Source organism: Xanthomonas hortorum (assembly GCF_040279205.1).
GTDB classification, from domain to species: domain Bacteria; phylum Pseudomonadota; class Gammaproteobacteria; order Xanthomonadales; family Xanthomonadaceae; genus Xanthomonas; species Xanthomonas hortorum_F.
Genome location: NZ_JBEOLS010000054.1, coordinates 1 through 13226, shown reverse-complemented (window position 1 = coordinate 13226; position 13226 = coordinate 1). Strand labels below are relative to the sequence as shown.

At 63.2% G+C, this 13226-nt stretch carries 4 protein-coding genes and 3 pseudogenes; 1 reads left to right on the top strand and 6 read right to left on the bottom strand.

Going from position 1 to position 13226, the window contains the following annotated elements; genetic code table 11:
- Positions 1–52: 52 nt before the first annotated feature.
- The 6 genes and pseudogenes from galD to ABS769_RS17590 form a co-directional block, all read right to left on the bottom strand.
- On the bottom strand, positions 53–1723 hold the full coding sequence (gene galD / locus ABS769_RS17615; protein ID WP_317062676.1) for a GH35 family beta-galactosidase GalD: 1671 nt from the start codon (positions 1721–1723) through the stop codon (positions 53–55).
- 83 nt (positions 1724–1806) lie between these two features.
- On the bottom strand, positions 1807–3723 hold the full coding sequence (locus ABS769_RS17610; RefSeq protein ID WP_317062672.1) for a sialate O-acetylesterase: 1917 nt from the start codon (positions 3721–3723) through the stop codon (positions 1807–1809).
- 106 nt (positions 3724–3829) lie between these two features.
- Positions 3830–6094, bottom strand: coding sequence for a WD40/YVTN/BNR-like repeat-containing protein (locus tag ABS769_RS17605; protein WP_317062673.1), 2265 nt, complete (start codon positions 6092–6094; stop codon positions 3830–3832).
- A gap of 109 nt (positions 6095–6203) precedes the next feature.
- Entirely contained in the window at positions 6204–8939 is a 2736-nt protein-coding gene (locus ABS769_RS17600) for a TonB-dependent receptor (protein ID WP_317062674.1), read from the bottom strand.
- Positions 8940–9276: 337 nt separating this feature from the next.
- Positions 9277–12208: pseudogene (locus ABS769_RS17595) on the bottom strand (TonB-dependent receptor).
- Positions 12209–12482: 274 nt separating this feature from the next.
- A pseudogene (locus ABS769_RS17590) lies at positions 12483–12650 on the bottom strand (galactose-binding protein); the annotation flags it as partial.
- Positions 12651–12976: 326 nt separating this feature from the next.
- Between ABS769_RS17590 and ABS769_RS17585 the strand changes: the two are divergent.
- Positions 12977–13226, top strand: a pseudogene (locus ABS769_RS17585) (hypothetical protein); the annotation flags it as partial.

Below are 13226 nucleotides of genomic sequence, written 5' to 3'. Positions count from 1 at the left end.
TGACAGCGCGCTGCGCAGTTATCGGGCTGCGCGGCAACGCTGATAGCCGCGTTTATTTGTAAGTCGCCAGCTTGATCTTCAGCAGCTGCGGCGCACTGGAAAAATTGACGCCGTAATCGGTCTGGTCGCCGTTCCAGTTGCGCTCGAACTTCCAGTCGCTGCCTTCGTATACGCCTTCCTCGACGCGGTCATAGAGCATGTTGGCGGTGGCTTCACTGGCCGGATGCAGGGTCACGCGCACGTGGTAACCGGTGACCAGAAATTCGTCCGGGCCTAGCTCGGCGATCAAGGCCGCGCCGATCGGCTCGGGGTTGCCCGGCGGCTCGCCCTTGAACCAGAACTGCGGCACGCCATAGGTGATGGTGGCGCTCCAGCGCTCGTTGAGCTTGAGCTCCTGCACGGCCTGGCCGGGTTCTTCTGCGGTGCCGTGCAGCTTGCCTTCGGAGGCGGCCTTGGCGAACGGACGCATGCCGCGTTTGACCAGATCGAAACCCAGCGCGAACGGCGCCAGCGTTTCTTCGTTGACGTGCTTGGCGCCCAACGGATAGTTGGAATAACGCGTGTAGTCCATGCCGAACGCCGACCAGCCGATGCCGTCGTGGCCCAGCGTGGGGAACAGATAACGCGCGTACTCGGGGCGGTTGCCGGTTTCGGCAACGAACAAGGCGTTATCCGGCCGCGCGTAACGCTCCAGCACCGTGGTGTACATGCGGTACTCGGGCATGTAGATGTCCGGCGCCAGCAAGTCGATATGCGGGCCGGCCGCCTTCCACACATCCAGCACGTTGTCGGTGGGACCACCGCTGGCGTATTGACCGGGCTGGCCGGGATTGAACGGGCCACGCAGTGCGGCGTTGACGTACATCGGCAATGGGTACTCGGCCTTGCCGGCCTCGGCCACCTGGTCGATGTAGCGACCGATCGACCAGGCGTGGAAGACTTCGTCGGCATCGGCACCGAACACCTGCGCCCAGCTGCCTGGCGGCTTGTTCAAACGCTTGAGCAGTTCGTCCGGCACCGGGCCTTCAAACAGCTTTTGCGCCATCGGCGAGAAGTCGCGCACGCTGCCGTAGGTGCCCGGCTCATTTTCCGGCTGGATCATGATTACGGTGTGCTGCGGATCGACTTGCTTGAGATGCTGCATGAAGGCGACGAAGGCCTTGCGGTCGGCATCCAGCGTGGCCTGCGCATGCGGCGACAGCGAGCCGATCGCCTTGCCCTCGCGCGTCACCACACGCGGGAAGCGCTGGTTGTCGGTCTTGACCCAATGCGGCGCATATGCCGGGCCGTTGTTCTTCCAGGTCGCAAACCACAGCAGCACCAGCCGCACCTTGTGCTCGCGCGCTTGCGTCAGCAACGTATCGACGAAGGAGAAATCGAACTTGCCTTCTTCCGGCTCGACCTGCTCCCAGGCGATCGGCACCTGCACGGTGTTGGGGCCCAGCACCTGCATCGCAGGCCACACCTTGTCCATCACCCCGGGATAGTTGCTGGAGTTGTTGACCTGCGCGCCCAGGATCAGGAACGGCGCGCCATCGACCATCAACGCATGCTTGCCGTCCTTGCTGACGAACTGCGGCATCGGTGTCTGCGCAGCCGGCGCCGCCGCAGTGGCAGGCGCGGTCGCTGCTGCACTGGCAGCCGGTGCGACGGCAGCCGGCTTGGCGGTGTCGCCTTGCTCACCGGATTGGCACGAAGCCAAGGCCAGCGCCAACGCGGACAGCAGCAGCGGACGCAGGCAACGGCGTGCAGTGGAAGGAGCGATCACACGCGTAACGGGGGAATGCATGGACATAAGACTCCGTGTCACCAGGTATCGGTGCGGAAGGGGGAAACAGGAAGATGTTCGCGATTGACCAGGTTGGCGTCGTCCGGGTTTTCGCTCCAGCCGTAGCGCACGGCGACCGGCGCAGACACCGCATCGCTGCGTACGATCACGCGATCGCCGTCGAGTTGCGCGGTGGCCGGATGGAACTGCTTGTCGGCACCGGCGACACGGAAGCCTTGCACTTGGCCACCGCCACTCACCTGCAACGCATTGCCTTGCAGATCGAAACTCAGCACTGCCTGGCCATCGGCGAAGCTTGCGCGCTTGAACAGCGGCGCGCTGTACACCAGCGTTTCGCCATAAGCCACATGCCGCGCCGCAAGCGCCAGACGATGGCCGACATCGCGCTTGTTGGTGGGATGGATATCGGTGGGGTTGCCGATATCGATGATCACCGCCTGCCCGGTTGATGGCAGCGCCAGCGTCTTGGATTGCGACTCGCGCAACAGCGCCCACGGGCTCATATCGCCTTTGTCGCCACCGGCCTTGAAGTTGGCCAGCTGCACCCACAGAAACGGCAGCTGTTTCGCACCGCGTTCGGCGCGCCATTGCTGGATCATCGCCGCGAACTGCTCGCGATATTTCACCGCACCGGTGTCGCTGGCATTGGTTTCGCCCTGATACCAGATCACGCCCTTGACCGGGAACGGCTGCAGCGGATGGATCATCTGGTTGTACAGCAGCGTGGGCAGCTGATTCTTGTTGTCGGCCAGCGACACGCGCACGGCAGCCGGGCGGAATTTCCAGCCGCTCAAGGCGCGCTTGGCGCCGGCGGTGGTCTGCACAAAGCGCTGCTCGTCCGGACCGTGCATGCCGCCACCACCGCTGAGGTCTTCCACCCGCACCGCGATGTGGTTGACGCCTGCATGCAGTGCAGAAGGCGGCACTTTGTAGACGCGCGGCAGGTTCCACTGCTTGGTGGTCTGGCCAACCTGGGTGCCGTTGACATAGGTGATATCGGAATCGTCGATCTGGCCCACGCCCAGCGCAATACCGGCCTTGGCCTCGGCAGCGCTCAAGGTGACCGTGGTGCGGTACCAGGCGATGCCATCCATGCCGTCATAGCCGCTGAGTTCCCATTGCTGGGTGGTCGGGATGCTGTCCCAGTCGCTGTCGTCAAACGTCGGTGCGCGCCACTGCGGCATGTCGCCCTCCACCTTGGGCCAGCGCGCGATGCGCTTGCCGGTGGCGGCCTGCGCGGCGGCATCGCGTTGCTTGATCGCCTCGATCGCGCCCTGATTCTGGTCGGCGTTCAGCCCCAGCGAGGCCGCATCCATCCACGCTTCGATCGCACTGCCGCCCCAGGTGCTGTTGACGATGCCGATCGGCACGCCGGTGCTGGCACGCAGCTCCTTGGCGAAGAAATACCCGACTGCGGTGAACTCGCCGGCGTTGACCGGCGTCGCCGCTTTCCAGTCGCCGCCGGTCAGGCGCGCTTCCGGCTGCACCGACCACGACTTGGGCACCTTGAAGTGGCGCAATTGCGGGTCGTTGGCAGCAGCCACTGCCTGCGGACCATCGCTAGCCTGCGCCAAGGGCCACTCCATATTCGATTGGCCGCTGGCCAGCCATACATCGCCGACCAACACATCACGTACCTGCAACTCCCCACCGTCGCCCTGCACGCTCAGCACATAAGGGCCACCGGCGGTGTGCGCGGGCAGACTGACCTTCCACTGCCCTTTCGCATCGGCCTTGGCGGTGGCGCGTTTGCCGTCGAAGCTGACCGTGATGGCGGCATTCGGCGATGCCCAGCCCCACACCGGCATCGGCTGGTCACGCTGCAATACCGCACCATCGGCAAACAACAATGGCAGGGTCGGTTGTGCCAACGCGGCGGGGCTGATCAGCGCCAGCCCCAACAGGCAGCCACGACGGATGAAAGAAGCGGTCATGCAGTGATCTCCAGAGTCGGCGCAGCCACGCGGCGCGCAACAAAGCGACAGCACGCGCCGCCGCATACAGTAAGACAGCGCGATGACGCGCGCAGGCACACAGCGCTCATCGTGGATCGCCGTAGAAAATGCCACGCCCACCGGTAGCGAAGTACACGCGCCCGGGGATGCGCGGATCGCCGGTCACGCTGTACGGCTTGCCGAAACGGTGCGCGTCGTCGTTGATGCGCAACCAGTGCGCGCCGTCGTCGTCGGAGCGGAATACACCATCCACACCACGCACGCGGCCGGCCAGATACAGCGCCGGTGGTGCACCCTCGCGCAGTGCCTTGCCGATGCCCAACGAACGCGCCTGGTCCGGCGTGGACAAGGTCTGCAAACGACCGTCCTGCCAACGCATCACGCCCAGCGTGGGGCTGGCCAGATACACCACACCCGCACGCCACGGATCCGGTCGTAGTTGCGGACGCGCACGCTCATCGCGCGCCGGGCTGCCGACCTGCTGACCGGTGTCACGAAAGTTCGCTGCGCCATCGCTGCTTTCGAACAAGCGCCCGCTTGCGGTGTCAACCGCATACCAGCGCCGCGCATCGACGCGATCGGCCACCGCCACCGCAGTGTCGGGTAGACCTTGCACACGTTGCCACTGCTTGCCGAAATCGGCTGTGCGCCACACACCGCCTTTCTCGGGTGCCCATACAACATGGGATGCGTCGGCAGAAATGGCGATGTTGCCGGCGCCCTGCCCTGCTGGCGGCTCGCTGGCAAACGCCGTCCACTGCGCGCCGCCATCGCGCGAGTAGAGCGCGCGGATTTCATTGTTGCGGCGATTGCGTACGGTGCCGCTGCGCACCACCCACTGCGCGGCCTGCCCGGCGGCATCGATACTTTCGCCATTGGTCAGGCGCGGGCCGGCGTACTGCAATTGCGCACGGTCCAGATCGTCATGCCGAAAGCCATCGATATCGCCCAGCGCGCTGAGCAGATGCGCGCCCTGCATCGGGCTGAGCAGATCCAGCGGCACGGTTTCTTCCAGCCCGCGGTCCTGAAACCACCACTGCAACGGACGCTGATGCGCGGCAAACTCCTGCAGATTGCGCGAGGCCCAGATGCCATAGCCGGTAACGAACAGCGCGTGATTGCTGTCGAACGGATTGATCGCCAATGCGCCCATCCAGTGCGGCGTCGCCTGCGCAGTCCACGGCGCGGCGCTGTGATCGAACTGCGAGGCGGCCAACAATGGCGTCCAGCTGCGACCGCCATCGACGCTGCGGAACAATTCATCGCGCGGTGAGCGGCGGAACGTGCTGGCCAGCAGCACCTGCGGCTGTTGCGGATCCACCGCCACCGCGCCCCAACCGAAACCATCGCCACTGGCCGGCTGCGCGATCGGGCTGATCTCGCTCCAGCGCGCCTGCGCCCCCGCCTGCGCCGGGGTGTATTTCCATAGCGCGCCACCGGCCATCAAATCCGGGCCGGGCTGATCGCCGTAACTCAGATACCACTGCCCATCGCTGCCACCGGCCATATGACTGGGACGCAGACCCTTGGGTTGGCCGGCCACTACCGACCAGCTGCGACCCGCATCTTCGGAGACATACAGACTGGTCTGCGCAGTAGACACACCCACATAGATCCGCGGCGTCGGCGCACCAGCGCTGCCGCTGGCGGCATCGAACACGACAAAGGCGATGCCCACCGCCTGCTCGCGTCCAACATGATTACGCGCAGTGGAACCCGCCAGTGCCTCGGCAGGAAACCCATCCACACGCGCCCAGTGCGCGCCGCGATCGGTGCTGCGCCACAGACCCGCATCGCGCGAACCGAGCAACAGCACGCGGCCATCGTGCGGGTCCACTGCCAAGCGTTCGCCATTGGAACGACCCAGCTGGTTGCCGCCCAGTTTGAACGGCAACTCGGCACGCTCGAAGCTGTGCCCGCGATCGAACGAGCGCAGCACCGCGGCATTGCCGGCGCGCTCGTGCATATAGGTGCCCGCGGCCAGATACAGCGCCTTCGGGTCGGCAGGATCGACCGCGAAGGCGTCGATCCCCATCAGATTCCAGTCGTCGGCACCCAACCAATCGGTCAGTGCGATCCACTGCTGCGCGCGCGCATCCCAACGGTAGGCGCCACCGACATCGGTGCGCGCATACGCAAGATCGCGCTGTGCGGGATGAAACAGCACACCGGTGACGAATCCGCCACCGCCAATGGCAACGCTGCGCCATTGGTAAGGCCCTTGCGCACCGGAATCGGCGGCATGTAGCCGAAAGACAGACGCCAACAGCAGCAACGCCCAAAGACCGGCCTGCCACGCTTGCATACGAAGACGACGGCGCTCAGTAGGCGGATCGATCATGACGATCATTCCTCCGGCTCCCTTTGCGGTCGATGATGGCCACCGACTGGAAAAACACCGGTCCAACGAGCTGCCTGCACAGCTCGCCGGACCGGAGACGCACTTCCTACGGCACGTTCTACAGGCTGGCCCGCAAGGTCAGGCCATACCGACGATCGTTGATCACAAAGTCGCGGTAGCGCGACTCGGAACCCAGATAGCTTTCGCGACGGGTATCGAGCAGATTCACGCCATCGAGCGAGATCGACCACACATCATTGATGTTGAAACGCAGCGAGGCATCCAGCTGGCCGAAGCCCTTGTTGTAGACCGGCAGATTGCCGGTGCCGTTGCCTGCGGTGGTCACCAGCCAGTCGCTGCGCCAGTTGTAGGCCACACGGCCCTGGAAGCGCGAGGTTTCGTAGCTGAGGATCGCGTTGTAGCTGTTCTTGGACAACCCTTCCAGCGGCACGGTGAGTGCCTGGCCGTTGGTGTCGGTGGCAGTGGGGCTCGGCGCCTCGCTGTCGACATAGGTGTAGTTGGTCTGCAGGCCGAAGCCGCTCAACCAGCCCGGCAGGAAGTCGAAGAACTGCGTGTAGCCCAGTTCCGCACCGCGGATCTTGCCGGCATCGCCGTTGACCGGACGGGTGATCTGCGCAGGCTGGCCATCGTAGATCTCATTGAAGACGGCATTTGCAATAAAGCCCTCTACTTTTTTGTAGAAAAGCGTGCCGTACATCATAGAGCCCTGGCCGAAGTACCACTCCAGCGCAGTGTCGAATTGATCAGCCTTCACCGGCTCCAATTCCGGATTACCTGCATTGCCCACCAAGGTGGAGCCGCCTGCGCCAGAGTTGGTGCCCAAGCTCAAATTTGGATTAAGGCGATCAAAAGTCGGGCGTGAGATACCGCGCGAGGCGGCAAAACGCCATTGCAACTGGTCGCTCAGCATCCAACGCAAGTTCAGGCTCGGTAGCACGTCCGTATAGGTCTGCTGCGCGTCTACTGGAATCAGGCCGCCGCCCTCGCTATCGGTGCCGGTGCGTACACCAGTTGAACCGACCTCGGTGCGCACGACACGCACGCCGATGTTGCCATCAAACGGAATTGAGTCGCTGTCCACACCGAAGCGCAATACACCGTAGGCCGCGTAGGTCTTCTCGGTCTGAGCGTTAATATTGTTAGGTGCGAATACAAGCGGACTGGCGCCGAAGGTGGCAAGAGTCTGCTCGTAGTTGGACACTGCCGAATTGGCTGCGGTCAACGTACGTCCAAAGGTGCTGCTTTCACCACGGAAAAAATCGGTAATTGGATTGGTCACGATACCAATGCTGGGAAACGCCGCGAATGGCGAGTCGGTCGCAGCACCGCATGCGGTGTTCAAACACATAAAGCGATAGATATTGCCCTTGGTCTCGGCATCGCGATCGGTGTAGCGCACACCGGCCTTGAAGCTGCGCACGAAGTCGCTGTCGAACGCCAGGTCCATGTCGGCGCGCCAGGCGAACTCAGTTCCCTTGTTGTCGTCCTTGTTGTCCAGGTGGTAGCGCCAGCCGTCATAGTTGTTGACGTCGGCAAGGTAGCCTTCCGCGCCGCTAGCATCGGTCACCGACAGGCGCGGCAGATCGCCACGAAAATCGACGTTGAACTGCGGGCTGGTGTCCTGCCCGGTCGCCACGATGTAGCGCGTGCCGGTGGTGGTGGCATCGACATACTGGAAGTCGGTGCTCAGGGTCAGCTTCTCGTTGACCGTCCACTTGGCGCCCAACGAGTAATCGGTGGTCACCGAGTGACGCTCGGTCAGGCTGGTGTTGGATTCGGTCGGTACGTTCTGGAACGAGCCGTTGACGAACTCGTTGCGGTCGTTGACCTGGATACCGGGCAACCCTTGTATGGGATTTTGCTGCGTCAGTGCGAAGAACGAATAATCCTGCCAGCGGAAATCGTATTCCGAACGCAGCACCTGCGTATAGACCTCGACCGCATCGTTCGGGCGCCACTGCATCGCAAATGCACCGGTCTTGCGCTCGCGCTCACCGACGGTGGTGTTGATGCCGGCGCCGTGCGGCACCGACACTTCCTGGCCTTCGTAGCCCGGCAGATCGGTCTGCGTGTACCACGGCTCGATCGAGATGGTGTCCTGACGGAACGGGCTCTTCTGCTGCGAATAATTCACCAGCAGGCCGATCTCGCCGATACCGGTCTGCCAGCGATCGCTGAACAGGCCCGAGAACGCCGGCTTGCCGTCGTCGGCCAGGTCGTAATGGTTGTACTGGACGCTGCCGGCGATCTTGCGGCCGTCATAGTCGAACGGCAGACGCGTGCGCAGATCCACGGTGCCGCCCAGGCCACCTTCGATCATGTCGGCCGAGGGATTCTTGTAGACGTTGACGCCGCCGAGCAACTCGGCAGAGACGTCTTCGAAGCTCAGGCCACGGCCGTCGTTGGCGGTGAAGATGTCACGGCCATTGAGTTCGGTACGCACCTGGGTCAGGCCGCGAATGGCGATCGAGCTGCCTTCGCCGTAGTTGCGCGTGATCTGGATACCGGAGATGCGCTGCAGCGCCTCGGCCACGTTGTTGTCGGGCAGCTTGCCGATGTCTTCGGCAACGATCGAATCGACGATCTGCTCGGCGTTCTGCTTGACCAGCTGCGCCTTGGTGACGCTGCTGCGGGTGCCGGTGACCTGCACGGTGTCGAGCTGTTGGGTGGTCGGGTCCTGCGCCGGAGCAGCAGTGGTGGTCGCGTCCTGCGCATAGGCCTGCGCGCTCAACAGCGTGGCCACACTGAGGGCCATCACGGAGCGGCGGAAATCACGGATCGAACGCTGACCCACAGTCCGGCCTGCCGGAATGTGGCGATGTTGCACTGACATGGTGCTCCCTCCCAGGACGCATGTACTGCTAATTTTTAGCGGGTGGGTGCGCGAACGCCCTGCCCGTCGTTGTTGCTGGCCCACATCCCAAGACGGCTGAGGCCGAGACTGGTTGGATGCGTGGTAATCCCGATAAGGCTTACCTAGCGGCTGCGGCCGGAGCATAGGGCGCGGCTGTCATGCCACACCAATGAAATATTCCTGGCGAGCTATTCCTGAAACCTATAGCAACATAGAGAAACCCGGCAGGTCTGACGTTGCGGGCCAGGCTGCCCGATTCACCGAAACGGGCTCAACTCTGCGAACCAGCGCAGGCCGGAACCGTGATCGAGCACGCTTACCAGTTCATGCGCAGCACCAGCGAATAGCGCCGGTCGTTGACGAACGAAGAACGCGTGTACAAGCGCGGGTCCACTTCGCCCCCTTCGTACGAGGTCGGCCCCATCAACACCTTGGTGACCGTATTGGTCAGGTTGTTGGCCTGCACGCCCAATTGCAGATGGTCGTTGAAGCGATAGAAGAACGAGCCGTCGAGCTGGCCATAGTCATCGGCCCAGGTCGGCAGACGCGTGGCCGCGTCGCTGGTGGTCAGCAGATAGCGCGAGCGCCAGTTGTAGGCCAGCCGCAACGACAAAGGGCCCTTCTCGTAGATGCCGGCCAGGTTGTAGCTGCGTCGCGACAAGCCTTCCAGCGGCAACTCGACACCGGTGACGGTGGTGTTGGTGTACGGGTCGGTGGCGGTGTTGGCGCCGCCCTCGCTGTCGACGAAGGTGAAGTTGGCATTGACGCCGAACCCGCTCAGCCAGCCCGGCAGCTGATCGAAGAACTGGGTATAGCCCAGTTCGGCACCGCGGATGGTGCCCTCGTCCATGTTGTACGGGCGTGTCACCAGCCAGGGGCGGTTGTCGTAGATCTCGCTGCGGGTCTGGGTGGAGAAGTAATCCTTGACCTTCTTGTAGAACAGCGTGGCGTACAGCATGTCGCTGGTGTCGAAATACCACTCCAGCGCGGTGTCGAACTGGTTGGCTACCATCGGCTTTAGGTTCGGGTTGCCGGCGGTGCCGACAAAATCGGTCGCCTGTCCGGCGTCGTTGGTTTCCACGTTGAGCAACACATACGGCTGCAGCTGGGTGTAATCCGGGCGCGCCATCGCCTTGGAGGCGGCAAAGCGCCACTGCAAGGTGTCGGTAAAGCGCAGGCGCAGGTTCAAGCTGGGCAATACATTGGTGTAGCTGCCTTCGGAATTGTTCTCGAAATACTGCCCGGTGTAGCGCGCCTGCAATTCGGGCGAGACATTGAGGCCGGCAAGATTCTGGAATTGGCCAAAGCCTTCGGCCTGGGTCTTGGTCTGCACCACACGGATGCCGACGTTGCCGTCCACCGGAATGCCCCAGGCCTCGTCATTACCGAAATACAGCGCCGCATACGCCGCCTGGGTGCGCTCGAACTGCCGGTTGGTGTCCTGCGGCTGATAGGTGTCCGGTGCCCAGCCATAGCCGCGCAACGCCACGATCTGCTGGATCATCTGCGAGGCTGAGCCGTAGTTGTTGACCAGGCTGCTATTGGGCACCACCAGCGTGGTCGGCACGTTCACCCCGCCACGGAAGAAGTTGGAGAAGGTGAACAGCGACGACTGGTCGGTCATGAACTCGGACATATTCGCCAGGCCATTGCTGGTGCCTGGAATCGCCGCCCAGTTGTCGGAGATCACGCCCCAGTTGTAGCCGGAATTCTTGTTGATCTGGTTGCGGTCGGTGGCACGCATGCCGAAGCGCGCAAAACGCAACCAGCTGCTGTCATCGAAGGTGTATTCCAGATCCACGCGGGTGGACAGCTGCCGCCCGCGATTCTTGCCCAGGTGGTCCATCGCCGCCGCCCAGAAGTAATTGGACGGATCCTGGGTAAAGGCCGGGTTGGCGATCTGCACGCTGGGATACTTGCCCGACACGTCGTAGGACAGCCCGGGCAGATAGGTCGCGCTGAACACGGTGAAATCCAGCTGCTCGTTCTCCGACTGCACCAACTGCATATCGCCCTTGATCTGCAGGTTGTCGTTGAAGAAATGGCTGAAGCCCACCGACATGTCGGTGGTGGTGGTGCGCTGTTCGGAATAGCGGTTGTCCGTATTGAAGCGCACGCCGTCGCCGGTGAGCGCGCCGCGCCACGAGCTGGACACCGGCGAGCCGCGCAGGAAGGCGCCGCGATCGTCGTAGTCGAAAGTGGTGCCCGGCGCCGGGGTGATGCTGTTGTTGCTGTCGTTGAAGAACGCCGCGCGCTCCTGCCAGTTCATCTCGTAGCGCGAACGCAGGAACTGCGCATAGATCTCGGTGGCATCGCTGGGCTTCCACTGGAAGGCGGCCGCAATGCCGTCGCGCTTGCGCTCGAAATCCAGCTGACGCCAGTTCACCCCGCCCGGCACGAACACCTCGCTGCGCCCGCTGCCCGCCAGCACGGCCTCATCGGTACGCCGCACATACGGTTCGACCTGGATGCCGTCCGAGCGCGTCGCCAGCTCCGAATGCGCAACGTCGATCATGAAGCCCATTTCGCCGATGCCGGTGTCCCAGCGATCGCTGAACAGGAACGAGGCCGACGGCTTGTACTGCTTGCTCATGTCGCCGTAGTTGTAATCGACATTGCCACCGACGATCCGGCCCGGATTGTCGAACGGCATGCGCGTGCGCAGGTTGACCGTGCCGCCCAGGCCGCCTTCGATGATCTCGGCCGAGGGATTCTTGTACACGTCCACACCGGCCATCAGCTCGGCCGGCACGTCTTCGAAGCTCAGTCCGCGGCCGCTGGCGGCGCTGAAGATGTCGCGCCCATTGAGTTCGCCACGCACCTGGGTCAGGCCGCGGATCATCACGCCGCTGCCCTCGGCCGAGAAATGGTCGGGATCGCTGCGTGCGGCGAAGTGATCGATGGTCACGCCGCTGACGCGCTGCAGGGTTTCGGTGACGCTGCGGTCGGGCAAGGCGCCGATGTCCTCGGCGCTGACCGAATCCACGATCTGGCTGGCATCGCGCTTGATCACCTGCGACTTGACTCAGGCTGGCGCGCACACCGCGCACTTCCACCGTATCCAGATCCACCGCGCTGCCGGCGGCATTGGTGAGCGGGGCATTCTGGGACGAGGACGCCTGTTGGGCATAGACCGGTGTGGCGAGCAGCAACCCGATACTGAGGGCCATGGCCGAATGACGAAAACGCGGGGTACGACGAGCGCGCACGCCCGTCCCTGCCGAGGCATGGCTTGAAAAGCTGTACATCCGAATCCCTCCCAGGACGCTAGACGACTGAAGACTGGTTGTCGCGGCGCCGCGTGCACAACGCATGCGGCCCGCATGATCATGTGGGATCCGGACGCTGCCGCCCGGCTCCACCCTCCCACTACATGGCGGCTTGGCCGCCGATCACTTGCCCGACTTCACGTACGCTTCAGCATGGGATCTAGTGCACAGATATAGGCGTGTGCACCACCGCCAACCAATGAAAAATTCACGGCAAGGTATTCCCTCACGGAATGACTATGCAAGAGCCCGCTTAACCAAGCGATTCCGGACCACGCAGACCGGGATACAAACGTCGCGCGGTGGTTCGTAGCGCCTGCAAAATGCGCTCGGCCCCCGGCGGCAGGATGTAATCGCGCCGGCGGATGATGCCGAACGACTCCATCCGCACGCCCAGCTCGATCGGCAGCACGGGCTTTAGAGGTAATACGAATACGCAAGAACATGGGCCGATGGCATAGAACCCGCTCCGGCGATTGCGAAAGATTTGCCCCAAGACCGGACACCGCCCACACGCGTGCGGGTGGCAAGCCCATGCAACGCAGTCACCGGTCCGCCCACGCTCGGGGCATGTGAGCCACGCCGGGTCGGTGTCGCCCTGCCCTGAGCACATTGCCGGTAGGCTGTCCTCCCCTTTTCCACAGGTGGCCCCCATGACTGTGCGACCGCACTGCATCCTGCAGCACCGTGCAGCTTCCCTTGCTGTTGTGCGCCATCTTCGTACCCTCGCTGACTGGATGTTCGCGCATGAACACGCCTGCCAACGATCCATCCGCCACCCATCTAATTGAGAACATTCCTGTGGATGCACATAACATCGTGCATATCGATACCCGCAAACCGATTCCGTTTAGCAACCATGCGTTCGGCGCGATGTGTTACGACACCTATGGCTGCAAGGTGCTGTACGACGGCAGGTATGCAGCCAACTTTCCCGAAGATGAGAAGCGAATTTCATCGGCGTCGCTGGGTGACGTATACCCTGGCAATCTCAAAG

Excerpts from the sequence above, each read along its gene's own strand:
- ABS769_RS17605 (WP_317062673.1), bottom strand. The coding sequence starts at position 6,094 with ATGATCGTCATGATCGATCCGCCTACTGAGCGCCGTCGTCTTCGTATG.
- ABS769_RS17610 (WP_317062672.1), bottom strand. The coding sequence starts at position 3,723 with ATGACCGCTTCTTTCATCCGTCGTGGCTGCCTGTTGGGGCTGGCGCTG.
- ABS769_RS17600 (WP_317062674.1), bottom strand. The coding sequence starts at position 8,939 with ATGTCAGTGCAACATCGCCACATTCCGGCAGGCCGGACTGTGGGTCAG.